This window comes from Cloacibacterium sp. DMC96 (genome assembly GCF_056313765.1).
Genome location: NZ_JBQUZQ010000001.1, coordinates 1,875,344 through 1,901,086, shown reverse-complemented (window position 1 = coordinate 1,901,086; position 25,743 = coordinate 1,875,344). Strand labels below are relative to the sequence as shown.

The 25,743-nt window shown below is 34.7% G+C and carries 25 protein-coding genes; 8 read left to right on the top strand and 17 right to left on the bottom strand.

The genetic code is table 11. The features are described 5' to 3' along the window. Positions 1 to 14 precede the first annotated feature (14 nt). On the top strand, positions 15 to 962 hold the full coding sequence (gene fmt, locus ACT53I_RS08625; RefSeq protein WP_476079335.1) for a methionyl-tRNA formyltransferase: 948 nt from the start codon (positions 15 to 17) through the stop codon (positions 960 to 962). Between the two features lie 38 nt (positions 963 to 1,000). Here fmt and ribB read toward each other — a convergent pair whose 3' ends face one another. The 3 genes from ribB to ACT53I_RS08610 form a co-directional block, all read right to left on the bottom strand. Further along, entirely contained in the window at positions 1,001 to 2,122 is a 1,122-nt protein-coding gene (gene ribB / locus ACT53I_RS08620) for a 3,4-dihydroxy-2-butanone-4-phosphate synthase (protein WP_409622589.1), read from the bottom strand. 93 nt (positions 2,123 to 2,215) lie between these two features. Beyond that, positions 2,216 to 3,235, bottom strand: a complete 1,020-nt coding sequence (murB, locus tag ACT53I_RS08615; RefSeq protein ID WP_476079334.1) for a UDP-N-acetylmuramate dehydrogenase — start codon at positions 3,233 to 3,235, stop codon at positions 2,216 to 2,218. 140 nt (positions 3,236 to 3,375) lie between these two features. Beyond that, positions 3,376 to 4,569, bottom strand: a complete 1,194-nt coding sequence (locus ACT53I_RS08610) for a pyridoxal phosphate-dependent aminotransferase (RefSeq protein ID WP_476079333.1) — start codon at positions 4,567 to 4,569, stop codon at positions 3,376 to 3,378. Positions 4,570 to 4,673: 104 nt separating this feature from the next. On the opposite strand from ACT53I_RS08610, the gene ACT53I_RS08605 reads away from it, so the two are divergent. Beyond that, a complete protein-coding gene (locus tag ACT53I_RS08605; protein WP_476079332.1) occupies positions 4,674 to 5,132 on the top strand; it encodes a DUF1801 domain-containing protein in 459 nt (152 codons plus the stop codon). Positions 5,133 to 5,163: 31 nt separating this feature from the next. Here ACT53I_RS08605 and murA read toward each other — a convergent pair whose 3' ends face one another. From murA to ACT53I_RS08570, 7 genes are all read right to left on the bottom strand, one after another. Continuing rightward, positions 5,164 to 6,477 carry a UDP-N-acetylglucosamine 1-carboxyvinyltransferase gene (murA, locus tag ACT53I_RS08600; RefSeq protein WP_069797228.1) on the bottom strand — a complete coding sequence of 438 codons (1,314 nt, stop codon included), beginning with the start codon at positions 6,475 to 6,477 and terminating at the stop codon, positions 5,164 to 5,166. After that, entirely contained in the window at positions 6,477 to 7,103 is a 627-nt protein-coding gene (locus tag ACT53I_RS08595) for a DUF4290 domain-containing protein (RefSeq protein ID WP_476079331.1), read from the bottom strand. The genes murA and ACT53I_RS08595 overlap by 1 nt, the downstream gene beginning before the upstream one ends. Positions 7,104 to 7,149: 46 nt before the next feature. After that, positions 7,150 to 7,554 carry a thiol-disulfide oxidoreductase DCC family protein gene (locus ACT53I_RS08590; protein WP_476079330.1) on the bottom strand — a complete coding sequence of 135 codons (405 nt, stop codon included), beginning with the start codon at positions 7,552 to 7,554 and terminating at the stop codon, positions 7,150 to 7,152. Position 7,555: 1 nt separating this feature from the next. Beyond that, on the bottom strand, positions 7,556 to 8,047 hold the full coding sequence (locus ACT53I_RS08585) for a heme-binding domain-containing protein (RefSeq protein ID WP_476079329.1): 492 nt from the start codon (positions 8,045 to 8,047) through the stop codon (positions 7,556 to 7,558). A gap of 267 nt (positions 8,048 to 8,314) precedes the next feature. Then, a complete protein-coding gene (locus ACT53I_RS08580) occupies positions 8,315 to 8,842 on the bottom strand; it encodes a hypothetical protein (RefSeq protein WP_476079328.1) in 528 nt (175 codons plus the stop codon). A gap of 20 nt (positions 8,843 to 8,862) precedes the next feature. After that, positions 8,863 to 13,386 carry a hypothetical protein gene (locus ACT53I_RS08575; RefSeq protein ID WP_476079327.1) on the bottom strand — a complete coding sequence of 1,508 codons (4,524 nt, stop codon included), beginning with the start codon at positions 13,384 to 13,386 and terminating at the stop codon, positions 8,863 to 8,865. An 87-nt stretch (positions 13,387 to 13,473) separates the two neighbouring features. Continuing rightward, positions 13,474 to 14,100: a hypothetical protein gene (locus ACT53I_RS08570; protein ID WP_476079326.1), complete on the bottom strand. Its 627-nt coding sequence runs from the start codon at positions 14,098 to 14,100 to the stop codon at positions 13,474 to 13,476. Between the two features lie 223 nt (positions 14,101 to 14,323). On the opposite strand from ACT53I_RS08570, the gene der reads away from it, so the two are divergent. Continuing rightward, on the top strand, positions 14,324 to 15,631 hold the full coding sequence (der, locus tag ACT53I_RS08565; RefSeq protein ID WP_069799639.1) for a ribosome biogenesis GTPase Der: 1,308 nt from the start codon (positions 14,324 to 14,326) through the stop codon (positions 15,629 to 15,631). 139 nt (positions 15,632 to 15,770) lie between these two features. Beyond that, the gene (gene upp, locus ACT53I_RS08560; RefSeq protein WP_374450517.1) at positions 15,771 to 16,421 is read left to right on the top strand and encodes a uracil phosphoribosyltransferase; all 651 of its coding nucleotides are present in this window, start codon (positions 15,771 to 15,773) and stop codon (positions 16,419 to 16,421) included. Between the two features lie 3 nt (positions 16,422 to 16,424). Here the strand turns inward: upp and ACT53I_RS08555 are convergent, their stop codons facing one another. Together ACT53I_RS08555 and ACT53I_RS08550 are read right to left on the bottom strand one after the other, a co-directional pair. Then, positions 16,425 to 17,075, bottom strand: coding sequence for a ComF family protein (locus ACT53I_RS08555; RefSeq protein WP_476079325.1), 651 nt, complete (start codon positions 17,073 to 17,075; stop codon positions 16,425 to 16,427). A 155-nt stretch (positions 17,076 to 17,230) separates the two neighbouring features. After that, positions 17,231 to 17,680: a DUF4442 domain-containing protein gene (locus ACT53I_RS08550; protein ID WP_476079324.1), complete on the bottom strand. Its 450-nt coding sequence runs from the start codon at positions 17,678 to 17,680 to the stop codon at positions 17,231 to 17,233. Between the two features lie 110 nt (positions 17,681 to 17,790). On the opposite strand from ACT53I_RS08550, the gene ACT53I_RS08545 reads away from it, so the two are divergent. Continuing rightward, positions 17,791 to 18,657 carry a hypothetical protein gene (locus ACT53I_RS08545; protein WP_476079323.1) on the top strand — a complete coding sequence of 289 codons (867 nt, stop codon included), beginning with the start codon at positions 17,791 to 17,793 and terminating at the stop codon, positions 18,655 to 18,657. A gap of 73 nt (positions 18,658 to 18,730) precedes the next feature. Here ACT53I_RS08545 and ACT53I_RS08540 read toward each other — a convergent pair whose 3' ends face one another. Beyond that, entirely contained in the window at positions 18,731 to 20,860 is a 2,130-nt protein-coding gene (locus ACT53I_RS08540; RefSeq protein ID WP_476079322.1) for a M3 family metallopeptidase, read from the bottom strand. A gap of 125 nt (positions 20,861 to 20,985) precedes the next feature. On the opposite strand from ACT53I_RS08540, the gene ACT53I_RS08535 reads away from it, so the two are divergent. Beyond that, entirely contained in the window at positions 20,986 to 21,789 is an 804-nt protein-coding gene (locus ACT53I_RS08535; RefSeq protein WP_476079321.1) for a head GIN domain-containing protein, read from the top strand. Between the two features lie 134 nt (positions 21,790 to 21,923). Here the strand turns inward: ACT53I_RS08535 and ACT53I_RS08530 are convergent, their stop codons facing one another. From ACT53I_RS08530 to ACT53I_RS08520, 3 genes are read right to left on the bottom strand one after another with little or no spacing between them, the layout of a single operon-like run. After that, a complete protein-coding gene (locus ACT53I_RS08530) occupies positions 21,924 to 22,718 on the bottom strand; it encodes a TPM domain-containing protein (RefSeq protein WP_476079320.1) in 795 nt (264 codons plus the stop codon). Further along, positions 22,699 to 23,127 carry a TPM domain-containing protein gene (locus tag ACT53I_RS08525; RefSeq protein ID WP_371461856.1) on the bottom strand — a complete coding sequence of 143 codons (429 nt, stop codon included), beginning with the start codon at positions 23,125 to 23,127 and terminating at the stop codon, positions 22,699 to 22,701. Before ACT53I_RS08525 ends, ACT53I_RS08530 begins: the two co-directional genes overlap by 20 nt. After that, positions 23,127 to 23,738, bottom strand: a complete 612-nt coding sequence (locus tag ACT53I_RS08520; RefSeq protein ID WP_476079319.1) for a LemA family protein — start codon at positions 23,736 to 23,738, stop codon at positions 23,127 to 23,129. The genes ACT53I_RS08525 and ACT53I_RS08520 overlap by 1 nt, the downstream gene beginning before the upstream one ends. A gap of 85 nt (positions 23,739 to 23,823) precedes the next feature. Here ACT53I_RS08520 and ACT53I_RS08515 point away from each other — a divergent pair, with 85 nt between their 5' ends. Further along, the gene (locus tag ACT53I_RS08515; RefSeq protein ID WP_476079318.1) at positions 23,824 to 24,318 is read left to right on the top strand and encodes a dihydrofolate reductase; all 495 of its coding nucleotides are present in this window, start codon (positions 23,824 to 23,826) and stop codon (positions 24,316 to 24,318) included. A 51-nt stretch (positions 24,319 to 24,369) separates the two neighbouring features. After that, the gene (locus ACT53I_RS08510; protein WP_476079317.1) at positions 24,370 to 24,936 is read left to right on the top strand and encodes a DUF2892 domain-containing protein; all 567 of its coding nucleotides are present in this window, start codon (positions 24,370 to 24,372) and stop codon (positions 24,934 to 24,936) included. A gap of 139 nt (positions 24,937 to 25,075) precedes the next feature. Here ACT53I_RS08510 and ACT53I_RS08505 read toward each other — a convergent pair whose 3' ends face one another. Beyond that, a complete protein-coding gene (locus tag ACT53I_RS08505) occupies positions 25,076 to 25,708 on the bottom strand; it encodes a trimeric intracellular cation channel family protein (protein ID WP_476079316.1) in 633 nt (210 codons plus the stop codon). Between the last annotated feature and the right edge of the window lie 35 nt (positions 25,709 to 25,743).

Genomic DNA, 25,743 nt, shown 5'->3' with positions numbered 1-25,743 from the left:
GAGCGATACAAAATATGAAAAATTTAAAAGTTGTTTTTTTCGGGACGCCAGATTTTGCGGCTAAATCTTTAGAAGCGATTCATCAGTCTCAACACGAAATCGTGGGAGTAGTTACCGTTGCAGATAAACCATCTGGTCGTGGACAAAAATTAACCGAATCTCCTGTTAAAAAATATGCAGTAGAAAATAATTTGCCTGTTTTTCAGCCAGAGAAACTCAGAAATCCAGAATTTTTGGAAGAAATGAGAAAGCTAGAGGCAGATGTTTTCGTGGTGGTTGCCTTTAGAATGATGCCAAAAGTATTATTTGAAATGCCAAAATTGGGTACTTTCAATCTTCACGCAAGTTTATTGCCAGATTACAGAGGTGCGGCTCCAATCAATTTTGCGATTATCAACGGCGAAGAAAAAACGGGCGCTACTACTTTCTTTATCAATGAAAAGATAGATGAAGGAAACATTCTTTTGCAAGAAGAATTGCCTATTTCACCAGATGAAAATGCAGGAAGTTTGCATGATCGATTGATGGAAATGGGTGCGAAACTGGTAGTGAAAACATTAGATGGTTTAGCCGAAAATTCTATCACAGAACAACCCCAACCACAAGTTGCAGAACCTAAAAATGCTTTCAAAATTTTCAAAGAAGATACGAGAATTCATTGGAATCAAGAAACGGTTAAGGTTCATAATTTCATCAGAGGAATGTCGCCTTATCCTTGCGCTTTTACCACTTTGAAAATCGGTGAAGAAACAAAAGGTTTGAAGATTTATGCAGGAACTTTTGAAGTTTCAGAACATCAGAAAACGGCTGGAACTCTAGAAATTTCTAAAAATATTTTTAGAATTTATACCGAAGATGGCTTTTATCAGCCTACAGAAGTTCAGTTAGAAGGAAAAAAACGAATGAATGTGAAAGATTTCTTAAACGGATTACACAGTTTCGAGGATATAAAAATAGCGTAGAAATTTCTACGCTATTTTCGATTCATATTTTTAAGATTTTACATCTGTACCATTTCGGTAATTTCTACACCATAACCAGCAACAAGTGGTTTCTGATTAGGGTTTTGAGTAATCACTCTGAAATTGGTGATGCCTAATTTTTTAAGAATTTGAGTTCCAATTCCGTATTCTATAAAATTAGCAGTAAGCGTAGGTCTTGCAACTTGTCCGTCTTGATAATTCAAGAATTGTTGTAATTTTCTCATCGTGAGTTCTGCATTAGATACATTATTGATGAAAATAAGTGCTCCTTTTCCTTCTGCATTAATCATATTGGTTACTTTTTCCAGTTGAGGATTTTCGCCGTTAATTAATCTGCTTAAAACATCAAAATAAGCACTAGAAGACTGAACTCTAACTAAAACGGGTTCATCTATTTCCCAATTTCCTTTGGTTAATGCAAAGTGAATTTGGTCTGTATGTTTTTCTTGGAAAGCATGGAAATCAAACTCACCGAAAGCGGTTTTTACTCTTCTAGACTCTATTTCGTTTACCAAATCACCTTTTTTCAATTGGTAATTGATTAAATCTTCTATAGAAATGATTTTGAGGTCTAATTTTTTAGCCAAAACCACCAATTCTGGTAATCTTGCCATGGTTCCATCTTCGTTCATGATTTCGCAGATGACACCACCTTCTTTCAATCCAGCTAATTTGGTTAAATCAATCGCAGCTTCTGTATGACCAGCTCTTTTTAAAACACCTCCCGTTTTTGCACGAAGTGGAAAAATGTGACCAGGTCTCATGAAATCTGTTGGCTTGGTTTTTTCGTCCATCAAAGCCAAAATTGTTTTTGCTCTATCACTAGCCGAAATTCCTGTAGAAACGCCGTCTCCTAATAAATCGATAGAAACAGTAAAAGCGGTTTCTTTCGGATCTGTACTTCTAGAAACCATGGCTTCAAGGCCTAGTTCATCACATCTTTTTTCAGGAAGAGGTGTACAGATTAATCCACGACCATGAATGGTCATAAAATTGATGATTTCTGGAGTGGTAAGTTCGGCAGCAGAAAGAAAATCTCCTTCATTTTCACGGTTTTCATCATCTACTACGATGATTACTTTACCATTTTTAAGGTCTTCTATTGCTTCAGGAATTGTATTGAGTTTAATTTCAGACATTTTTACTTTTTAATTTTGCGCAAATATAAGCATTAGTGATTAGTTTTCTGAGATTCAATGTGACGAATTAATCAATTGATTTTATTGATAATTCTATAAAATATTGACTTCTCTTTCGAGTTCTATTCCGTATTTTTCTTTAACAGAGTCAATAATCTGGGTAGAGAAATCGTAAATTTCTTTTCCTGATGCGTTTCCAGTGGCGTTAATAATAACTAAGGCTTGTAATTTATGAGAAGCTACATTTCCTAATTGTTTGCCTTTCCAGCCTGCATTTTCTATGAGCCAACCTGCAGGAACTTTTACCCAATCACCATTTGCATATCCTTGAATTTCTGGAAATTTTTCCTTTAAATTTTCAAATTGAGTTAATGGAATGCTTGGATTTTTGAAGAAACTTCCAGCGTTTCCAATTTCGGCAGGATTTGGCAATTTACTTTGTCTGATATTGATAACCGCTTTAGAAACAGCTTGAATAGTAGGGTTTTCAATTCCCAGATTTTTTAATTCTGTAGCAATTGCTCCATATTCTGTTTTGATGTGATGGTTTTGGGTAGTCAGTTTAAAAGTGACTTCTACAATTACATATTTTCCTTTGGCAGAAGTTTTAAAGATAGAATCTCTATAACCAAATTTGCAATCTTCTAAAGATAATTCCTCAATTTCTGAAGTTTCTAAATTTAGAGCTTTGCAAGAAACGAAATGGTCTTTAATTTCTGTTCCATAAGCGCCAATATTCTGAATAGGACAAGTCCCTACATTTCCCGGAATGAGCGAAAGATTTTCTAATCCGCCATAATTTTTAGAAAGCGTATACAGTACAAATTCATGCCAGTTTTCACCTGCTTTTGCAGAAACAAGTACGTGATTTTCGTCTAAATTTTCTTCGGAAATCCCTTTTAAATTTAGTTTAATCACTAATCCATCAAAATCTTGGGTAAAGAGTAAATTACTACCGCCACCTAAAAAAAAGATTTTAAAATGATTGATTTTGGCAAATTCTGTGGCATATTTTAGCTCGTGTAAATCATGTACTTCGGCAAAATAATGCGCTTTTGCTTCTACACCAAAAGTATTGTAATTCTTTAAAGAGATATTTTCTTGAATTTTCATTTTTTTCAAAAGTCTTTTTGACTGCAAAGTATTTGCTAAGCCTTCAGTTTCTAATTTTTACAAATTTACTGAAAATTAGTTTTGCGAAAAGGAAATTGCTTAAATCAAAAAAAACGAACCGAAGTTCGTTTTTAAAAAATTTATTTTTTGTATTGCTCTAAAGCGATTTTCAGTAATTCTACGCTTCTTCTCAAGTCTTCTTCTTTTAGAACATAAGCAATTCTTACTTGTTTTTTTCCAAGTTCTGGAACCGAATAAAAACCTGAAGCTGGAGCTACCATTACAGTTTCGCCGTTGTCAGAAAAATGTTCGAGTAACCATTGTGCAAAATCATCTGCATCTTCTACTGGTAATTCTGCTACACAGTAAAAAGCACCTTTCGGAGTTGGGCATTTCACACCCGGAATTTCGTTTAATAATTTTACCAAAAGATTTCTACGTTTGGTATATTCTTCACGAACCGATTGAATGTATTCTGCATCATTATCATGCGCTGCAGTTGCTAAAATCTGCCCAATAAGTACTGGAGAAAGTCTTGCCTGAGCAAATTTCATGGCAGCATCATGAAGCGTTTTAGAACGAGTAACCAAACAGCCAATTCTTACGCCACACATAGAATAACGCTTAGATTCTGAATCGATGATGATAGAATGTTCTGCAATTTCTGGAAATTCTAGCATAGATACTTGCTTCTCACCATCATAAACATATTCTCTGTAAACTTCGTCTGAAATGATAACTATGTCATGTTTCAAAGCAATTTCTGCTAATTTTTGTAATTCTTCTCTGGTATAAAGATAACCAGTAGGATTTCCCGGGTTACAAACGATAATTGCTCTAGTTTTATCTGTAATTTTCTTTTCAAATTCTTCAATAGAAGGCAAAGCAAAACCAGTATCAATAGTAGAAGGAACCGCTACCACTTTTACGCCAATAGCATTGGTAAATCCGTTATAATTCGCATAATAAGGCTCTGGAATAATGATTTCGTCTCCGTCATCACACAATACAGAAAGTGCAAAATTTAGTGCTTCTGAACCACCATTGGTTACGATGAAATTATCCGTAGTTAAATCGGTAAAACCAAGAGAATGGTAATATTTTTCTAATTGTTTTCTATACTCTAAATTTCCTTCAGAAAGGGCATATTCTAGAACTTTTAAATCGATATTTTTCAGTGCATCAAGAGCGGTTTTTGGTGTTTCGATGTCTGGTTGACCAATGTTCAGGTGATACACTTTTGTGCCTTTTGCTTTAGCAGCAATTGCATAAGGAACTAACTTTCTAATTGGTGAAGCAGGCATTCTTCCTGCTCTTACTGATGTTTTTGGCATATCTGAAATTTTGTAGCACAAAAGTAATGAAATTTTTTGATGAAGTAGTGGTATCTCGAAGAGGTAATGTATTGATTTATTTTTAAATTTGATAAAAATTGAAAATGAAAGTAGAAGCCCAATCTGTTCAAGAATATTTAGAAAATCTTCCCGAAGAGCGAAAAGAATCCATAGAAAAATTGAGAAAAATTATTTCTGAAAATTTACCCAATGGTTTCGAAGAACAACTGAGCTATGGAATGATTGGTTACGTAGTTCCGAAAAGTATTTATCCTAAAGGTTATCATTGTACTCCAGAATTGCCTTTGCCTTTTCTCAATATAGCTTCGCAGAAAAATTCTATTAATCTATATCATATGGGAATTTATGCTGATGAAAAACTTCTGCATTGGTTTCAAGAAGAGTTTCCGAAGTATTCTAAAAAGAAACTAGACATGGGAAAATCTTGTATGCGTTTTAAAAAACCTGAAGATATTCCGTATGAATTGATTGGAGAATTGGCTCGAAAAATGACTCCACAAGATTGGATTGAAAAGTATGAAAATGCTTTTGTGAAGAAATAAAAAACGCAACTTGAAGAAGTTGCGTTTATTTTTATAATTGAATTCTTTCGATGTCTGCTCCTAGAGCTTTTAGTCTTCCATCAATGTTTTCATAACCTCTGTCAATTTGTTCAATGTTATGGATAATTGATTTTCCTTCTGCAGAAAGTGCTGCGATAAGAAGTGCGTTTCCTGCTCTAATATCTGGCGAAGTCATGTTGGTTCCACGCAATGGGAATTCATGGTTAAGACCTACTACAGTTGCTCTGTGAGGATCGCACAGAATAATCTGAGCGCCCATATCAATCAATTTATCTACAAAGAATAATCTCGATTCAAACATTTTTTGGTGAATCAAAACAGTTCCTTTGGCTTGAGTAGCCACTACCAAAACGATAGACAATAAATCTGGTGTAAATCCTGGCCAAGGTGCATCTGAAACTGTCAAAATAGAACCGTCAATAAATTTTTGAATTTTATAGTGTTCTTGTTCTGGAATATAGATGTCATCACCACTTTGTTCTAATTGAATTCCTAATTTTCTGAAAACATTCGGAATGATTCCTAATTGGTTCCAATGTACATTTTTAATGGTCATTTCAGAACGTGTCATTGCTGCAAGACCAATCCAAGAACCAATTTCTACCATATCTGGAAGCATGGTGTGCTCTGTTCCATGAAGATGAGAAACGCCTTCGATGGTTAATAAATTTGAGCCAATTCCTTCAATTTTTGCGCCCATTCTATTGAGCATTCTGCATAATTGCTGAAGGTAAGGTTCACAAGCTGCATTGTAGATTCTGGTTTTTCCTTTGGCTAAAACTGCAGCCATAATGATATTGGCAGTTCCCGTTACAGAAGCTTCTTCTAATAAAATAAATTTGCCACGAAGCTCTTTAGCCTTTAAAGTATAGAAATATTCAGTTTCGTCATAATGAAATTCTGCTCCGAGTTCTACAAATCCTTGAAAGTGAGTGTCTAATCTTCTTCTTCCAATTTTGTCACCACCCGGAGTTGGCATATATGCTTCGCCAAATCTAGCAAGCATAGGTCCAAGAATCATAATAGAACCACGTAATTTGGCTCCATCTTTTTTAAATTCTTTAGATTTTATGTAATCAAAGTTAACTTGGTCTGCTTTGAAAGTATAATCACCGTGCGCATTTTTAGTAATCTTCACCCCGAAATCACCCAGAATTTCGATAAGACGGTTTACGTCATGAATATCTGGAATATTTTTAATTCTCACTTCTTCGTCAGTTAAAAGCACTGCACAAAGAATTTGCAACGCTTCATTTTTTGCACCTTGTGGTGTGATTTCGCCGTGTAATTTTTTTCCTCCTCTTATTTGAAATGCTTCACTCATTATCTTTTTCGGTTTTTATTATGGTTGTTGAAACGTTTTTTAGGGTTGTTTTTTTGGTTTTTATTTTTGTTGCTAGAGTAATAAATTCTGCTTTTCTCCAGCGAATCTATACTTGTAAGGTCTAATCTGTTTTCTGATAGTTCCTTCAAGTGACGGAAGATTACCTCATCTTGTACGTGTTCTTTGTTGTATACATTATAAGATTTCTTCATGTTATTCGCAATCACCTCTATCAAGGCTTCTTTTTCTTCTCCATCTTCTAGTTCTATGGCTTTGTCTATCAATTGAAGGATACTTTTGCCGTAGAATTTATAATCTCCCTGAAGTTTTGGGTACTCCATTTTATTGGGTTTCTGTGCCAATTCTTCTCTGGTAGGGAAAGGATAGGGAGCATCTACATCTAAGTCATACTCTGCTAATATAAAAAGATGATCCCAAAGTTTATGTTTATAATTTTCCTCGTCACGAAGGTGCGGATTTCTCTGCCCCATGAAATCTACAATTGCGGCAGCCATTTCGTTGCGTTCTTCTTTGGTAGGAAGTTCCTTGCAACGTTCTACGAGCTGCTGAATATTACGACCGTATTCTGGTAAATGGAGACGAGTTCTTTGTGTATTGTATTCCATAATTGCAAAGATAGTGATTAGAATGATAAAGCACTAATTTAGGTAATTAGTCTATGAATTTTTTCTGTTGTTCTGGAGTGAGTATGGCGCAAGAATTCTTTATTAATCTATGGCGATTTCTTGCAATAAAGTCATAAACCCAATCTCTAAAAAATCTTGGAATGACTCTAAAAATTGATGCTAATGAATACATTCCACCTAATTTTTCTGCAATGGTGATGGCTGCATTAGATTTATTGAAATAATATTTTTCTGGCTTCCAAAGATAAATGGTGTTGAGGTTTTTTTGTTCTAAACCTCTTTTTCTTAGAAATTCTTGTCCAAATTTTCCTTGTAGAGAGGCAAATAGAAACTGTTCTTTGGAGTCGTTTTTTAAAATCCAATGTACCCAAAAATTGCAGAAACCACAGTCTCCGTCGTAAAAGAGGTAAAATTTATTTTGGTCTATCAAATTATTCTTCCTTAATTTTTAGTTGTTCATCCGTTAGATTGTTCATCATGGCAGTTACTTCTTTGATGGAAATGAAATACGCCTGTAGTTTTTGTTTCTGTTCAGGAGTAAGTTTTGCATCTTGATGAATGAGAAGGTAAGATTCTAATGGCATTTTGCCTTCCTCTAGTTCGTGGGCAGATTTTTTAAGTTTTTTAGCTTGTCTTAGTGGTTCGTAAGTGGCAAATGTAGAAAAATTAAGTTCTTTTCTTCCTTCTTCTATGTGGTCTTTTACCAACCAACCGAATGGCTGAATATTGGTGTACCAAGGATATACAGATTCGTTTGAGTGGCAATCATAGCAGCTGGTTTTGATGAGTTGAGCTACGTCTTCAGGTGTTTTTTTGATGCTTAAAAAATCCATGTTTTTGTCTACTGGTGGATTGGTTTTATCAATTTGAAAAAATTGTAATAACGCAAAAGCTAGAACTAAAAGAAAAAATAGTTTTTTCATGATTGGTTTTTATTTGATGTGTGAAGTTACAAAATAAATTTATTGTTTGGCTATAATGCTTTTTGTTTTTGAAATAGAAAAATTATTTGTTTCTATTTAGGAGATTAGAAGCGTTGAGTTGAAAGTAATGATTCATACTTTTTTAAAATAATATGTAGCAAGAATCTAGCAAGTGTCCTACGATTATTCTGCTGATTGTGTCGTCCTAAAAGCAAAAAGTCCGATGAGAATCATCGGACTTTTACAGTATTAAATTGTTTAGAATTATTAAGGTTTCCAGAAACTCCAAACAGTACCATTGAACACTGCCAATTGTTTTTTGGTAGTGTCGTAAACCATCATTCCTGGAGATGGATTTACAACGTTGAGGTGAGGAGAGGCTACTTTAGGCAAAACCATTGCTTTGTTGGTATCTGCTAAAACTAAAATACCAGGAGTGGTATCTGTAGCAGGATCTCCACCGATAAGCACTTTTGCAGTATCTTGATCTGTAAGAGAATCTTGTAGAGTAGTGGTTACGGTTCCAGTGTTGTCTACACTAAGGTCTCTCCATCCAGAAGCATACTTTACATAGATTTTTTTATCCGCAGTATTGTAGACTAATGTTCCGTTTACTGCTCCTGTTACAGCTGCTGTATTGGTAACCCATGGAAGAATAATTCCTCTGGTGTTATCAGCATTATCATAAAATTCTAATGATACTGCAGGGGAAGAAATTGAAGTTTTTCCTATCGCTACTTGAGCCGAAAGAGCGGTAGCAAAAAATAAGGTTAATGTTAAAAATATATTTTTCATGTTATCTCAATTTTTAAAAATTAATCAGGACAAGTTTGATTATTGAAACATTTCCATCCCGTCGCAGTTCCATCAATGTTGATTTGGAGACAGTCTTGGGTAATGTTATACACCATCATTCCTTCTCTAAGATCAGCACTAGGAATAGCAGATATTTGAGCATCAGTAAGTCTATTGACTACGAAACCTTTTGTTTTAGCTTCAAGAACTGTCCAAGCTCCCTTTCTAACCATAGGCCAATTGCTGTTATCATCTCCAGCTCTACCAAGAGCTGTAATTCCATGATTGGTATCTAATGCTGTTCCCGTAGTTTGAGCAGGTTTGTAACAGAAGCAACCTGATTGAATTGCAGCATTATATGCTTCTCCTATGCCTTGTCCTTGGTCAGAACCAATATCTGCAGCACCTCCAGCATTTACCAAATTTGGAACGCCATTAGCATCTACAGTTCCTGAGATTCTATTAGATGTAAGTTGAGAAGCAATAACGTTTTCGTCTCCTTCAAGAGCATCTGCACAACCATCATTGTCTGAATCTAAGTCTAAGTGGTCAGGTGTTCCATCTCCGTCAGTATCTTTAGAGAAACAATATGAAATTGAGTCTAGGTGTCCAAAATCTCCTACAAACATTCTTATTCTATAAGTTCCTGCTGGCAAAGCAACTGAATTAATAGAGCTATTGTTCCAAATTTCATCCGAAATACTAGATGTGAAGTTGATAGTGTTTCCTTGTGCAACAGTTATCCCCGTTGTTTCGTTTCTAATTTCTATTTTGGTAGACCATGGTGCATATCCTCCATTAGAAGATTCTCTGTTTGCAAACCAAGCTGAACCAGAAAATACTGCAGGAGAAGTAAGTGTAATATTTTTATACACATATGCACTTGTTCCGGCAATATCAATATATTGGTTGCCTGATTGTGCATTATCTGGTCCACTAGCATATCCAGCTCCGTTTACTCTGATGACATTAAAATCAGTTACTCCTCCAGTTTCAGTTCTCCAGCCATTGTAAGGATTAGTATTTTGAATGTTATTACCATTTATAGTTGGAACAACAGGAGAGTCGAATCCGTCAATAGAACTTGTAGAAGAAATGTTGCAAAGTCCTTCATTTGTATCTAAAATCCCATCATTATCATCATCTAGGTCTAAATTATCTGTGATTCCGTCTCCATCTGTATCCACTTGAACAGTTATAGTCACACTTGTTGTATCACAAGGAGACCCAGCGGTTTGGTTACAAATAGTATAATATAAGGTGTAAGTACCTGCAGCAGTCCCAGCAGCAACAGTAATCGTACCATCCGCATTAAGGGTAAAACCAGTAGGCCAAGCTCCAGTAGTACCTGCAGCATCGGTAGCAGTTCTAATAGAAACTTGCCCGGCAGCAGCACCAATAACGGCAGCCGTACCAGCAATGTTTTTGTCATTATTAATTACACTAGTTGTAGAACTTCCTGCATTAACAGAAGCGTAAGTGTCATTTACTGCATCTAGAAGATTAGGAACCGTTACTGTTTCAGTAGCAGTATCACAAGTAACAGGAGTAGCTTTGGTACAAATTTGATAAGTAACAGTGTAAGTTCCTGATGGCGTACCAGCATTTACAACAATATTTCCATTAACATCAATATTTACCCCTGCGTTAGTAGTACTTACTTGTGAAATAGTAGAGTTACCAGACGCGCCAAGGGTAACCGACCCCGCGGTTCCATTTTGTATTGTATCATTATTAATTACAGAAGTACCAGTAGACCCAGAGTTAACCGTTTGAGAACCGTTAATTGCATCAATGGTAGGAGGAACAGTAATAGTTACAGCAGCGGTATCACATGGCGAACCTGCAGTTTGGTTACAAATGGTATAATATAGAGTATAAGTACCCGCCGCAGTCCCACTCGCAACAGTAATAGTGCCAGTTGCATTAAGGGTAAAACCAGCAGGCCAAGCTCCAGTAGTACCCGCAGCATCAGTAGCAGTTCTAATAGAAACTTGTCCAGCAGCAGCGCCAATAACAGCAGCAGTACCAGAATTGTTTTTATCATTAATGATTACACTGGTTGTAGAAGTACCAGGAGTAACAGAAGCGTAAGTGTCATTTACCGCATCAATACAGTTATTTACAGTGATAGTTACAGTAGTAGAGGTAGCTGTACAGCCTCCTGCACTTGTAAGTATAGCTCTATAGTATGTAGTAGCAGTAAGTGCTCCTGGTGCATAAGTAGCAGAAGTGGCTCCTGATATATTATTAAAAGTAACATTATCAGTAGATGACTGCCATTGTATGCTACCAGTGCTTCCAGATAAGGTAAGTGCTGTAGGTGTAGTATTCCAACAGATGGTTTGGTTGCTAGAAGCGGTACCTCCTACCGCAGCAGGATTTACGGTATACGCTTGACCAGCACCTTGTCCTTGGTCACCACCGATGTCAGCAGCGCCTCCAGAGTTTACTAAGTTAGGAACTCCATTTGCGTTTACTGTTCCAGAAATTCTATTTGCGGTAAGCTGAGAAGCGGTAACATTTTCGTCTCCTTCAATGGCATCTGGACAGCCGTCATTGTCAGAATCTAAGTCCAATTGATTGGGAGTTCCATCATTATCTGCGTCACAAAATAAAGGGGTGAAAATGATGTTGTCAATCCCTACATCATTTCCATTGTTGCCAGTAGCTTGTTGATTGATAATTTCTAATGTAACACTAGATGTAGTTGCTGTGAATTCTAGGTTTAGTCTTCTCCATACGTCATCATTTACCATTCCAATAGAAGCAGAAGTGGCAGATGCAAGTTCATTGTTAGAGGCGTCTTTAATTGCAATTTTTAAGTTAGGAATATCTGTTAAGCCATCAGCTAATCCTGCCATGTCAATTCTAAATCTATAACTTTGGCCTACAACTGTGTAAATCCCCGGCACTCTATAAATTGCTTTATTGGTATTATTCGGAGAGTCAATATTTATCATTAAATATCTACCTGTGGTAGTACCATTAGTAATAGTAGGGTTTCCAGCGTCCTTGTCTCCAGTGAGGTTGGTTCTGGTATAGGTTACTCCTGTCGTTCCTGATGTTCTCACGTTATAAAAACCGTCATTAGCATCACCAGTGGTATATGTATGATTAAGGACATAAGGGTCTGTAGTAGTAGCGCCTGTTCCAAAATCATTGATGAAAATTGGCGTCCCTTCTACTTTATTGCTTGTAATACAGCTGTTTTCATCAGTATCTAAAATTCCATCATTGTCATCATCTAAATCCACTGCATTTGGTACCCCATCTCCATCAGAATCTGTAATAACTGGGGTAGTAGAAACAGATGCTGTATTGTTTGTAGTGTTAGGGTCTGCTATTCCGCTAGTTGTACTAATTGTGGCTGTGTTGGTAAAATTACCTGTGGCGTTTACAATTGCAGTTATGGTTAAAGTTGCATTTGCTTGGTCATTAAGGTTTCCTATAGTCCAAACACCAGTTCCAGGAACATAGGTTCCAGTTGATGCAGTGTGTGAAACATAAGTATAACCAGAAGGTAATAAATCATTAACGCTAACATTTGAATTATTAGAGGCTCCAAGATTAGAAGCTGTAACTGTGAATACTATATTGCTTCCTTCTGTGGGAGTTGCATTACTAACTGTTTTAGTAACAGCCAAGTCACTTTCCAAATTTGAAATTCCAATTGTGAAAGTATCACCAGGACCTGTATCGGTATTAGTACTTGCCCATGCAGTAGTACTTGTTACTGCTCCATCACCTCTAATAGATAATGTAAAGGTTAATGAGGTAATGCCATTTCCATTAATTCTTACAGACCCACTTCCTGAATTTGTACCAGTAGCTGTAATAGGAGTTGCACCGTTAAATATACTAAGTCCTGTCACTTGGAATCCAGTTGCATTATTACCGGATAGTCTTGTTAAACTTAAACCTGCAGTTGGTACATTAGAACTTACCAAGTCTAACCTTGCCGCATAACCCAAGCCAGCTGAGGATGTTCCTCCAAGTCCTCCAATATGAATAACAGGATTATTTACAGGTCTATTAAAAGTAATTGTTAAGTCTGACATGGCGTGGATTCCATTAGTTGCTAAAGCATTAACTCTTAAAGGATACGTCATAATATTAAATCTAACAGAATTATTAGAAGTTACTGACATGCCTGTTCCTGCAGTAGAGGTAGAAGAAGTAAAGTTAGCATCAGCAGGGGCACCATTACCATTCATAGTAGGGAATATCGCAGTTGCTGCAGCTAAATCATAACCAATATTTGTAGTAGAATTATTTACAGTTGTAGTATATCTAGAGTTTGAAATAGTATAAGTTGCAGATAGTGCTGGTGTATATGCAACAAATGTATTACCTGATGGGTTATTGGTATTTTTTTGAAAATTAATAGAAGTAGTAAGAACTGGGCCATTTCCTGTTGGATTACTGGCGCCAGCAGTCATTTCTAAATCTGGATTAGTTTGCGAAAACCCAAAAATACTTACAACCATTAAGAATAATTGTAAAAGAGTTTTCAAAGTTTTAAAATTTAGAGTTTTGTTCATGTTCTCTATTTTCGATTTTTAGAATATTGTATAAGAGATTTTTACCTATGAATGAATAGGTTATAAAAAAGTTATGTTTCTTTTGGATTAAATAAAAGTAGGAGGAGGTCTCGTGAAAAGATGGTTTTCTACTTTTAGAGAATGGTAAAACTGAAAAAGCACATTTTGTTTTTCTTGGTAGATAAACAAAAACACTAGAAGTTTATTTTCTGTAAATAATGCTTTGTCTAGTTTTTGGCTTTGATCTTGGTTGTTAATGCCTGATTTAGAAGTTCCGTAATTACTAGATAAACTTTCTTCCGATTGAGCATCAGTATTGTAAATAATTTTCACTTCTCTTTTTTGCTCCAATTTTTTGATGAGTTTTTCATCAATTGCTTTGGCCGTTTTTTTCCTATGAGAAAATGCAATTTTTTCTTTTATTTCTTTTTGGGGAGAAGTAGAAGTTTTTGTGTTTTTTTGATTAATTGGAGCAGAAATAGAAGAATAATTGATTTTAGATTCACCTTTTTCTACGGTTACTATGGTAGCTCCTTCTGAAATGTGAATATTTTCTAACCCAGTAATGATTGATTCCTGAGCAGACATTTGTATGGAAAAACCAATAGAAAGAAAGTATATAAAAACATAAAATATCTTAATGCTAGAAGCATTAAGAATAGATTTGGGTAATAGTAATCCCGAAGAACATTTATCTAAGTAAAGTTTCTTCAATTTTTTCTTCGTTTGTGTTTTTAGAACCAAGCGCAAAATTACAAAAAATATCTATATAATAATTGATTTTCTGATATTTATGCAATGGATGTGAAATTTATACTCGTTATAAATAAATATAAATCTTATCTTTGCAAAAATTTTAAGGCTCCCAAAGTGGGAGATACCTAATTAATAACTTAATCCTATTTTATAATTTTTAGGGATTATTAATACAATTTTTATGAGTAATATCGTTGCAATCGTTGGTCGTCCCAACGTAGGAAAATCCACATTATTTAATCGTTTATTAGAGAGAAGAGAAGCTATCGTAGATTCTACAGCTGGTGTAACCAGAGACCGTCATTATGGTAAATCTGACTGGAATGGAGTAGACTTTACCGTAATAGATACTGGTGGTTATGATGTAGGTAGTGATGATATCTTCGAAGAAGAAATCCGTAAACAAGTTCAGTTGGCAGTAGATGAAGCCACTTCTATCATTTTTATGGTAAACGTAGAAGAAGGACTTCAAGATATAGACCACGAAATCTATAATCTTTTGAGAAAAGCCAATAAACCTCTATATTTAGTGGTGAACAAAGTAGATTCTGCTAAAGAAATGCTTGCTGCTACAGAATTTTATCAATTAGGAGTAGAAAAATATTATACGCTTTCTTCTGCTACAGGTTCTGGAACGGGTGAATTGTTAGATGACCTAGTTGCAGATTTCCCAACTACAGAATACAAAGATCCTTTCGAAGGCTTGCCAAAAATTACCATTGCAGGAAGACCAAACGTAGGAAAATCTACACTTACCAATGCGCTTCTTGATGATAACAGAAATATTGTTACAGATATCGCAGGTACAACCAGAGATTCTATCGAAACGTTATATAACAAATTCGGGCACGAATTTGTGTTGGTAGATACTGCCGGAATGCGTAGAAAGTCTAAAGTTTCTGAAGACTTAGAATTCTATTCAGTAATGCGCTCTATTAGAGCCATTGAGCATTCTGATGTGGTGATTATCATGGTAGATGCTACTTTAGGTTGGGAATCTCAGGATATGAATATCTTTTCTTTGGCTCAAAAAAATAGAAAAGGAATCGTAATTGTAGTGAATAAGTGGGATTTGGTAGAAAAAGAAACCAATACCATGAGAGATTTTGAGAATAAAATCAAAGAAAAAATCGCTCAGTTTAATGACGTTCCTATTCTTTTTGTTTCTGCATTAACGAAACAGAGAATCTTAAAAGCGGTAGAAACTGCCATGATGGTTTATGAAAATCGTAAGAAAAGAATCAAAACTTCTAAGCTTAACGAAATTTTATTACCAATTATTGAGCAAACTCCACCTCCTGCAATCAAAGGGAAATATGTGAAAATTAAATATATTACCCAATTGCCAACTCCAGTTCCGCAGTTTGCGTTTTTCTGTAATTTACCACAATATGTGAAAGAACCATACAGAAGATTCATCGAAAACCAATTGCGTAAGCAATTTGATTTTACAGGAGTTCCTATTGATGTATATTTCAGACAAAAATAAATGATTAAGCCCTTTTAGAATGCTCTATTCTGAAAGGGTTTTTTCATTCAAAATGAAATTGATGTTCAAAATCATTTCAATCACATAAAAAATATCAATAAATTTGTAAAAATTATTTTTAATAAATCCTCACATCCACATGGTAACTGTTCTTTCTCAAAATTTCTCATTAGTCAATTCTTGGATCAACGAACTAAGAAACGTAGAAACCCAAAACAATAGAGCCAATTTCCGTAAAAGTATGGAAAGAATCGGCGAAATTGCAGCTTTTGAAATTTCTAAAGGTTTAGAATTCAAAGAAATAGAAATTTCTACTCCATTAGACAAAATTATGGTTAAAGAAATTGCAGTTCAACCTGTAATTACGACTATTTTGAGAGCAGGAGTTCCCCTTTTCGAAGGAATTCTGAATTATTTTGACAAAGCAGACTGTGGTTTCGTAGCCGCTTACAGAAAACACGATGCCAATGATTATTTCTCTATCAAACAAGATTATCTTACTTGTCCTAGTGTAGACGGAAGGCCATTAATCGTTGCAGATCCCATGTTAGCAACAGGAGCAAGTTTAATTGAAGCGCTTAAAGATTTATTAAACCACGGAACACCTTCTCAACTGCACATTGTAGCCGTTATTGCAAGTAAACAAGGTGTAGAAACACTTTCCAATGCATTTCCAGATGCTCATATTTGGGTAGGAGCTATAGATGAAAATCTTACCTCAAAAGGTTATATTTCTCCAGGATTAGGAGATGCAGGAGATTTGTCTTACGGACAAAAATTACAGAGATAATCACTACGAATCAAAAGCCATCACCAAAACGCTAACTTCATTCCTTGGATTTTTCAAAATTTCCCAAGCAATGGCGCTTATTGTATTTCCCGTGGTGAAAACATCGTCTATTAACAAAACATGTTTCCCGGAAATTTCTTCGGTGAGTGAGAAATCGTATTTCGTTTCGGCGCGGTGAGATTTGTCTTTTTGGGCTTGTGCTTTTTGGTAAGAATTTCTTTTGAGCGCTTCTTTATGATGTGGGATTTCCCAATTTTTAGAAAGCGTGTCTGCAAAAACATGCAACTGATTATAACCTCGTTTTTTTAATTTTTTAGGATGAAGCGGAACCGTAATTAAAACATCTGGTTTTTCTGAAAGGTAAATTCTTTCAAAAGTCCATTCAGCCATGATTTTTCCAACTTTTTCCTGAGAACGATATTTGAGTTGGTGAATGATTTTTTGGCTCAATGCTTCTTCTTGAAATTCCATTACAGCATAAGCGTTTTTTACGGGGAATAAAAGTTTACATCTCTGTTTCAGAGGATTTTCTTCGTAGAAATTAAAATGAGAAAACTTAATTTGAGGGAAACATACATGGCAAACCAATTCGTCTTTTGAAATGATGGTATTGCAATGTAGACATCTGTTCGGGAACAGTAAATCCAGCAGCATAGAAAATGGTTTTTAGTTTTAGAAAACTAAATTAGTGAAAAAAAACAAACCTTTCGTTTTTAAATAAATGATTTTGAATAGGTTTATTCCTGTCACAAATTTGGCTGATTATGCTGATTATATCTGCTAAATCTGCTTTATTAGCAAAAGTTTCTCTAGTTTTTCACTTTAAAACTCCAGGTAAAAGCAAATTTAGAAACCAAATCGCCTTTTTGGTCTTTTCCTTCAGAAAACAGGGTTAAAGTTTGTCCTTCTCCAGTTTCGATGGCTTTTTGTAAAACGGCATCCAGTTCTTTTCCTTGAAGACAGGAAAAAGTAACTCTACCCACTGCTTTTTTGGTAAATTCAGCTTGGTTATGAACCACCAACATGGAGATTTTTTTGCCAGATTTTCTAATTTTTTCGGCGCAAAGAAACCCCGTAGAAAACTCTGCAGCCATTCCTTGAACTGCCCAAAACATAGAATTGAAAGGGTTTTGGTTCAGCCAACCGAATTTCACTTTGGTGATGCAGATTTCATCATTCATTTCTTTTAGACGCACTCCTGCAATCCAAGAAATTGGGATTTTTAAAAATAAAAATAAGTGTAGTTGGAATTTGTTCATGTCACAAATCTAAAAATTTTAATTTTTAAAATTTTGAAAACTTATATGATGAGAATAGTTTTTAAGGGAAGCAAAAGATATATTCCTTATTTTTGAATAAAATTAAAACCATGAAAATTAAAACTTTTTACCTTTTACTGTTCGTGATGTTCAGTGTTCAACTGTCAGCTCAAAATCTTGAAAAAATTGCACAAGAAATAAAAGACGAGGGTATTCAGCTTTACAGAAGTGAAATGGCAAGTTGGTACGGAACTGATGTTTTTATTGAAAACTATAAAGAAAGAGATAACATAGGTGGTTATTTTTCATATATTAAAGAGGATGAAGTGCCAACTTGTGTATTTTATTCCAAAGAAAATAAAGTGATAGGAACCATTTCTTTTCCTACAAGTTATGACCCAAGAAATTCTAAATTAGATTTGTCTGTAAGAGATTTTACTGAGGTGGAAAAAGAATATTTTACCATCAGAAAAGCAGCTCAGGAAAGATTAAAAACAGATACCATTTTTAAATTTTACAATAATGTAAATTATAATATTGTTCCTATAATCAATAAAAATAAAGAGAAAAAAGTGTATTTTTTGAGTGGAACGAATCTCAATAATTTAGTGCTTTTTGGAAACGATTATTTAATTGATTTTAACAAAGATAATAGCATTAAGAAAGTACAAAAATTGCATAATAGCTTGCTTTCTTTTAAAATTTATGATGAAAAAATTGGCAAAACAGTAAGCGGAGTTCATTCTCATGTTTTAGAAGATTGGCCATTTATTACGCCTACCGATATTTGTACACTGATGCTCTACCAAAAATTTACCAATTGGGAAAGTTATACCGTGGTTTCTAAAAAATATACTAGCCTATGGAATGCAAAAAGTAATCATTTGATGATTATGAAAACCGAAGTTTTAGAAAAAATTCAAGAAGACCAAAAGAAAAGACATCCTGAAAGATATCAAGAACAAGAGAAAAAATAAATAAAAAACCGCAGAAGTCGTTTCTGCGGTTTTTTATTCACTATTGACTTGCTAAGTAAAATTCACATTTTATCTATTTCACAAATCCTTTGTTTTGTAAAAGTGGTTTAATGTCTGGAGTTCTTCCTGTAAAATCTTTGAACGCTTGATTCAAGTCTACAGAATTTCCTACAGATAAAATATATTTTCTGAAACGATCGCCGTTTTCTCTGGTCATTCCACCATTGTCCGTAATCCATTTCCAAGCATCTGCATTCAGAACATCGCTCCACATATAAGCGTAATACCCTGCAGAATAACCGCCTCCCCAAATGTGAGCGAAATAAGGAGAATGATATCTCGGTGGAACTTGTGGCAAAGTAAATCCGTATTTGGTTAAGACTTCTTTTTCAAAATCTAAAGTAGGTTTTATTTCAGCTTCAGATTTTACAGAATGCCAAGCCATATCTAATGTTGCCGCAGAAACCAATTCTGTAGTGGCATAACCTTGGTTAAAAGTAGCCGCTTTTTTAATTTTATCTACCAAAGTTTGAGGCATTGGTTCTTTGGTTTCGTAGTGTAGTGCATAATTTTTAAGAACTGAAGGCTCTAGCGCAAAAAATTCATTGATTTGAGAAGGGAATTCTACAAAATCTCTAGGAACATTGGTTCCAGAAATGGTAATGTATTTTTGGTTGGCAAAAAGTCCGTGTAAAGTATGCCCAAACTCGTGGAACATAGTAGAAACATCATCATAAGAAATTAATGAAGGTTTTCCTGGAGCAGGTTTTTGGTAGTTGAAAACATTTACAATTACAGGTTTAGTTCCCGTCATGAATGATTGTTCTACGAAGTTGCTCATCCAAGCGCCACCATTTTTATTATCTCTGGTATAAAAATCTAAGTAATAAATCGCTAAAGATTTTCCGTCTCTATCAAAAACTTCATAAGCTACTACATCTGGATGATAAACTGGTAAATCTTTTCTTTCTTTGAAGGTAATTCCGTAGAATTTTTCTGCAGCGTAGAAAACACCTTTTTCTAAAACGGTAGACACTTCAAAATAAGGTTTGATTTGGTTTTCGTCTAAGTCATATTTTGCTTTACGCACTTGTTCTGCATAGAAATTCCAATCCCAAGGTGCGAGTTCGAAGCCGCCTTTTTGAGCATCAATTAGCGCTTGAATATCTACAATTTCTCTTTTCGCTTGCTCTACTGCAGGTTTTCCTAATTGGTAAAGAAGATTCATTGCGTTTTCTGGTTTTTTTGCCATTTGGTCTACCAGATTCAATTCAGCGTAAGAAGATTTTCCCATAAGATGAGCTTTCTCCATTCTCAGTTTCGCTTGTCTTTCGAGGATCGCTCTTGTATCGTTTTCGTCTCCTTTTTCTGCTCTGTACCAAGAAGCTTTAAATAATTTTTCTCTGGTCGCTCTGTTTTTAAGGTTTTGAAGAAGCGGTTGTTGAGTTGTATTGAGCAAAGTCAAAAGATATTTACCTTCATAACCAGCATTTTTAGCATCTGTAGCTGCAGCAGCGATTTCATCAGCAGATAATCCGTCTAATTCCTTAACGTCTGAAATTAAAACAGCTCCTTTTTTTCTCGCTTCTAATAATTTACTAGAAAATTGAGTAGAAAGTGTTGCCAATTCTGCGTTTATTTTTTTCATTTGCTCTTTGTCGGCATCAGAAAGATTAGCGCCAGCCAATTCAAAACGTTGCTTGTACACTTCTAATAATCTTTGATCTTCTGCATCTAAACCATCTGTTTTAATGGCTTTAATTCTGTTATAAAGAGCAGAATTTAAATAAATTTTATCTGCATGAGATGCAAAAATAGGAGCGTATTGTTCTTCTATTTTCTGTAATGTAGGATTGGTATTAGAACCAGTAAGGTTGTAGAAAACTATTTGCGCACGTTTCAGTACTTCACCGCTTTTTTCAAGTGCCAAAATGGTATTTTCAAATGTTGCGGCTTCCTTGTTGCTAACGATTGTAGCAATTTCTGCTTCGTTTACTTTTAAACCATAATCAAAAGCTGGAGCAAAATGTTCGTCTTTAATTTTGTCAAATTCTGGAGCCTGATACTGCAATGTACTTTTCTTATAAAAAGGATTGTTTAAAACAGCAGTATCATCAATTTTTGTGGTATTTTCTTTCATGGTAGAACAAGAAATGCTGAAACCTAATGCAGACATCAGCAAAATTGATGTAATATTTTTCATTGTTAAATTGTTGAATATTTATAGGGTTAAAGATACAAAATTTGTAGAAAGCGATTCGGTATTCTGCCAAAAGCAATTTTGTAACAAAAAATAATTCTAAACGTCTAATTATTAAAATATTAATCATGCAAAAAACGATTCCTGTCTTTCTTTTAAGCTTATCATTAGCTTCTTGTATCAATGTGAAATCTGATGATGGAAGCATTGGTGATATTTTCACAGGCAAAAAAGGAAATGGACCGATGACTGAAAAAGTATTTTCGGGAGATTTCAATAGCATAGAAGTTTCTACTTCTATTCATGCTGATATTGTAAAATCTGATGTAGAAAAAGTAGTTATTTCTGCGCCTTCAGATATTTTAGAATTTGTGAAAGTAGAACAAAACGGACAAAACGTAAGAATTTATGTAGATTCTGATTATAGAAATCCTATTTCTACAGAAAGAGTAAAAGCCGTTGTTTATGCTAAAGATTTTGATGAATTGAGAGCGAATTCTAGTGCTTCTGTAAAGGTGAAAGATACTTTTATGCAAGATAAATTGAAAGTAGATGTTTCTAGTTCTGCAGACGTTGACGGACATTTAGAAGCCAATCAATTGGATATTTCTGTGGGAAGTAGTGGTAGTTTTTCTGGAAAAGTTTGGGCAGATTATGCTCGTTTCGAAGTTTCTTCTAGTGGTGATTTTTCTGTAGATGGAAAAGTGCAACACGGTAGCATTCACGCGAGTTCTTCTGGTGATTTTAACGGGAGAAATTTAGAAGTAAAAGAAGGAGAATTTCATGCTTCGTCTTCAGGAAGTATTTCTGCGATGGTTTCTCAAAAAGCTTCAGCACAAGCTTCTTCTAGTGGGGATGTAAATCTTAAAAAACTGGGAAATCCTGTTATTTCATCTTCTGAAAGCAGCAGTGGAAGCGTAAATATAAATTAAAATTCATTTTTCTTCATATTCCAATTATTAAACCGAAAAAGCAACTCTATTTTGAGTTGTTTTTTTATTTTGTTTGAAAAAATTTAATGAATTTTTATTTTGTAATTTTCCAATTTTGGACTTAGAACTTTTTTCTACCAACCTCCAGAAGCGCCACCTCCGCCAAAACTTCCGCCACCACCGAAACCGCCAAATCCGCCACCTGAACTTCCGCCTCCGAAACCACCTCCAAAACTTCCTGGGAAAAAACCACCTGGATAGACTCTTCTTCCTCTTCTGGTAAGTATTACATCTCCATCGTCATTGCCAAAACCTCCACCATTATTGCTTTTTGACAAAATATAAATAATGAAGAACAGAATAAGTGCAAAAATTAGAACGTGTTTCAGGGAAATATCAATCGGTTGAGGTTCTGATTCAGAAAGCGGTTTAAATTTACCTCTTACTGCATCCATTATTGCAGAAGTTCCAGCATTTATTCCTGCAAACCATTGACCTTTTTTGAAATTTGGCGTGACCAAATAATCTAGAATTTGTCCTGCAACAGAAGCCGTAAGGTATTGCTCTACACCTCGACCTTGCTGAATAGACATTTTTCTATCTTCGGTTGCAATAAGAAAAACAACGCCGTTATCTTGTTCTTTTTCTCCGATTTTCCATTTTTCTCCCCATTGTGTCGCCACAAAATTTACATCTTCTCCATTCGTTGTAGGAATGATGACTACCAAAATTTCTGTAGAAGAAGAATCTGCAAATTTGATGAGTTTTTGGTTGATTTCTTCTGTTTCCGTAGCATTCAGTAATCCTACTTCGTCATAGACAGGATAAATTTTACTGGGAGGTTCTGGAACGTTATATTGCGCCGAAATAAAACTATAACAGCTCAACAAAACTAAAATGAAGAAATTTTTAAGAGAAGGTAATTTCATTAGGTAATTCATTGTGATTTTCTCCGTCAATAGGGAAGAATTTTTTCAATTCTAATCCGGTTTCTAAAATAGCATCTCGCAAACCTTCGAAATATTGACCTTGAGAGAAAGCTGAGGTGATTTTGTCATGCAAATCATTCCAAAATTTTTGATGCACTTTTTCATGAATGCCTTTATCGCCAATAATGGTTAAGTATTTTTCTTCAAAATTTACATGAAAAAGTACGGCATTTCTTTCTTTGGTTTTGTCCATTCCCAGAGATTTAAAAACGTCAAAAGCAATTTTGGCATTATTGTCATCTGAGTTTTGGTCTATATGCACACGAATTTCTCCGGTAGAATGGTCTTCCGCTTGTTGAATGGCTTCCACTAGGGAAGCCATTTGAATATTGTTTAAAAAATTACTCATTATTCAGTGAAAACTTCAGGAGCTTTTTCAGCACCTGCCGTTGCTTTGAAAGTTGGCTTAGCTGAAAATTTAGGAAAAAAAGAAGCTAAAATACTTCCTGGTATCTTTTGCACAAGGTTATTAAAGTTTTCAACAGATTCATTGTATCTTACAGTTTCTGTTCTGAGGCTATTCTCAATCGCGGTATATTCTCTTTGAAAATCAATAAATTGCTGGTCAGCTTTTAGATTAGGATAATTTTCTACCACTGCCATCAATCTGCTCAAAGCACCCGACAATTCACCTTGTGCCGCTTGGAATTTTGCCAAATCTGCTTCGGTCATATTGGTAGGGTCTATGGTTATTTGAGTCGCTTTAGAACGTGCTTCGATTACTTTAGTTAAGGTTTCTTCCTCGTATTTAGTATAAGCTTTTACGGTATTTGCTAAATTGGGAATAAGATTTGCTCTTTTTTGATAAACAGTTTCTACATTAGCCCAATTTTTTTGCACAGCATTGTTCGATTTTATCATAGAATTGTAAGTGGTGTAAGCCCAAATTCCTAAAACAAAAGTTAGTATTAGAATTATTAATCCTACAGTTCCAATGCCAAAACATCCTTTGTTGTTCATAGTTTAATTTTTTTAATTGTGTATTAAGTGATTCAGTAAACCAAATATACAAATATTATGCTAATTTTGTAAAATATACCTTGAAATGATTACAATAGTAGTAGCAATGGGAAAAAATAGAGAAATTGGTGTTGATAACCAGTTGCTTTGGCATTTACCTAAAGATTTAAAACATTTTAAAGAACTTACGAGTGGTCACCCTATTATTATGGGCAGAAAAACCTACGAAAGTATTGGCAAACCACTTTCTAATCGTACCAATATTGTGATTAGTAGAAAAAATGATTGGTTCGAAGAAGGAATTCTTATCGTAGGAAGTATCAAAGAAGCATTGAAATTTGCCCAAAAAATAGACGAAAATGTTTTTGTGATTGGTGGTGGTACTATTTATGAACAAACGATAGATTTGGCAGACCAACTAGAGATTACTTTGGTAGATGCTACTTTAGATGCTGATACTTATTTCCCAAAAATAGACGAGAAAATTTGGCAGAAAACTCAAGAAACTTGTCATGAAAAAGACGAAAAAAATCAATATGATTTTTGTTTTCAAACTTTTACAAAAAAGACTAGCGTCTAATGTCTGAAATCTAACATCTAATTTTTATATTTGCACACTTAATTTTAAGAGATGAATAAGTACATAAAATTTTTAATTGCTGGCTTAATGATTGCTGCGGGAGTTTACCTGATGATGAACCGTCAAATAGGATGGGGAATTGTAGTAATATTCTTTTCGCTGAGTCCTATTTTACTATTTTTCAAAAATGAATATATCTTATTGGCTTTTTGGCAAATGAGAAAACAGAATTTTGTAAAAGCTGCATATTGGTTAACTTACATTAAAAACTACCAATCTCAGTTGCACAAATCACAATATGGCTATTTTCATTATTTACAAGGTCTAACTCTTGCGCAAGAACATCCTGCAAAAGTAGAACCATTAATGAAAAAAGCTTTAGAATACGGATTAAATATGAAGCACGATAGAGCAATGGCTACGTTAAATATAGCTGCAGCAGCACTTTCTAAAGGAAGAAAAGCAGAAGCTCAAAAATTATTAGAAGAAGCTAAAAGATTAGACGATCAAGGAATGATGGCGGATCAAATAAAAATGATGAAAGACCAATTGAAAATGCCTTCTATGCAGAAACACATGCATAATCCACAAATGAGACACAGAGGAAAATTTTTCTAAAGAGCCAAGTTAAAAGAAAAAAGAGATATTATAAATAAAACTTCTGAGAAATCTTTCAGGAGTTTTTTTGTTGTTTATCTTGTCCTTCAAAGAGTTGCGAGATATGAATTTTACTTCCGACTTCGGACTTCCAAATTTCCTACATTTCAGCATCATTAAAATTTCCGTAGAATTTTGGCATTTGCCAATGGTATTTTACCGCTAGTGTTCTAATACTTACAATAAGAAGAATGGTTAAGATTTGATTGATTTCTTCTGATAAGCCACTGAAATTTTTCAGAAGTATGTAGACTATTCCACCTGCAATTGCTGCGGTAGCATAAATTTCTTTTCTGAAAATCAAGGGAATTCTATTCAGTAAAATATCTCTGATGATTCCACCAAAACAACCAGTAATCGTGCCTAAAACGACTCCAATAACGGGATGTAAATCGGCATTTAATCCTTTTTGAACCCCAATAATTGTAAAAAGTCCCAATCCAAGACTATCAAAAATAAAAAGCGTTACCTGAAATTTTTTCTCAATTAATTTGAATATCATCGTAAAAATAGCAGTGAAAAAAATCAAACTCACGGCTAATAAATCGTGCATCCAAAAAACAGGGACATCTAGTAATAAATCTCTTACTGTTCCGCCACCTACAGAAGTTACAAATGCAATAATAAGAACGCCAAAAGGATCAAAACGTTTTTGCATAGCCGCAAAAGTTCCCGACATCGCAAAAGATATCGTACCAAGGACTTCTATTAAAAAGGTAAAATCTGGAAGCATGGGTAGAAAAAGTTTAAAAAATTTGAGTGAAAATT

What these genes read in the sequence shown, in the direction of transcription:
- ACT53I_RS08550 (WP_476079324.1), bottom strand. Translation starts at nt 17,680, where the DNA reads ATGAACAAATTCCAACTACACTTATTTTTATTTTTAAAAATCCCAATT.
- upp (WP_374450517.1), top strand. Translation starts at nt 15,771, where the DNA reads ATGGTAACTGTTCTTTCTCAAAATTTCTCATTAGTCAATTCTTGGATC.
- ACT53I_RS08530 (WP_476079320.1), bottom strand. Translation starts at nt 22,718, where the DNA reads ATGAAATTACCTTCTCTTAAAAATTTCTTCATTTTAGTTTTGTTGAGC.
- ACT53I_RS08510 (WP_476079317.1), top strand. Translation starts at nt 24,370, where the DNA reads ATGAATAAGTACATAAAATTTTTAATTGCTGGCTTAATGATTGCTGCG.
- ACT53I_RS08610 (WP_476079333.1), bottom strand. Translation starts at nt 4,569, where the DNA reads ATGCCAAAAACATCAGTAAGAGCAGGAAGAATGCCTGCTTCACCAATT.
- fmt (WP_476079335.1), top strand. Translation starts at nt 15, where the DNA reads ATGAAAAATTTAAAAGTTGTTTTTTTCGGGACGCCAGATTTTGCGGCT.
- ACT53I_RS08525 (WP_371461856.1), bottom strand. Translation starts at nt 23,127, where the DNA reads ATGAGTAATTTTTTAAACAATATTCAAATGGCTTCCCTAGTGGAAGCC.
- ribB (WP_409622589.1), bottom strand. Translation starts at nt 2,122, where the DNA reads ATGTCTGAAATTAAACTCAATACAATTCCTGAAGCAATAGAAGACCTT.
- ACT53I_RS08580 (WP_476079328.1), bottom strand. Translation starts at nt 8,842, where the DNA reads ATGAAAAATATATTTTTAACATTAACCTTATTTTTTGCTACCGCTCTT.
- ACT53I_RS08595 (WP_476079331.1), bottom strand. Translation starts at nt 7,103, where the DNA reads ATGGAATACAATACACAAAGAACTCGTCTCCATTTACCAGAATACGGT.
- ACT53I_RS08515 (WP_476079318.1), top strand. Translation starts at nt 23,824, where the DNA reads ATGATTACAATAGTAGTAGCAATGGGAAAAAATAGAGAAATTGGTGTT.
- ACT53I_RS08545 (WP_476079323.1), top strand. Translation starts at nt 17,791, where the DNA reads ATGAAAATTAAAACTTTTTACCTTTTACTGTTCGTGATGTTCAGTGTT.
- ACT53I_RS08535 (WP_476079321.1), top strand. Translation starts at nt 20,986, where the DNA reads ATGCAAAAAACGATTCCTGTCTTTCTTTTAAGCTTATCATTAGCTTCT.
- ACT53I_RS08605 (WP_476079332.1), top strand. Translation starts at nt 4,674, where the DNA reads ATGAAAGTAGAAGCCCAATCTGTTCAAGAATATTTAGAAAATCTTCCC.
- murB (WP_476079334.1), bottom strand. Translation starts at nt 3,235, where the DNA reads ATGAAAATTCAAGAAAATATCTCTTTAAAGAATTACAATACTTTTGGT.
- ACT53I_RS08585 (WP_476079329.1), bottom strand. Translation starts at nt 8,047, where the DNA reads ATGAAAAAACTATTTTTTCTTTTAGTTCTAGCTTTTGCGTTATTACAA.
- der (WP_069799639.1), top strand. Translation starts at nt 14,324, where the DNA reads ATGAGTAATATCGTTGCAATCGTTGGTCGTCCCAACGTAGGAAAATCC.
- ACT53I_RS08505 (WP_476079316.1), bottom strand. Translation starts at nt 25,708, where the DNA reads ATGCTTCCAGATTTTACCTTTTTAATAGAAGTCCTTGGTACGATATCT.
- ACT53I_RS08540 (WP_476079322.1), bottom strand. Translation starts at nt 20,860, where the DNA reads ATGAAAAATATTACATCAATTTTGCTGATGTCTGCATTAGGTTTCAGC.
- ACT53I_RS08555 (WP_476079325.1), bottom strand. Translation starts at nt 17,075, where the DNA reads ATGCTGCTGGATTTACTGTTCCCGAACAGATGTCTACATTGCAATACC.
- murA (WP_069797228.1), bottom strand. Translation starts at nt 6,477, where the DNA reads ATGAGTGAAGCATTTCAAATAAGAGGAGGAAAAAAATTACACGGCGAA.
- ACT53I_RS08575 (WP_476079327.1), bottom strand. Translation starts at nt 13,386, where the DNA reads ATGAACAAAACTCTAAATTTTAAAACTTTGAAAACTCTTTTACAATTA.
- ACT53I_RS08520 (WP_476079319.1), bottom strand. Translation starts at nt 23,738, where the DNA reads ATGAACAACAAAGGATGTTTTGGCATTGGAACTGTAGGATTAATAATT.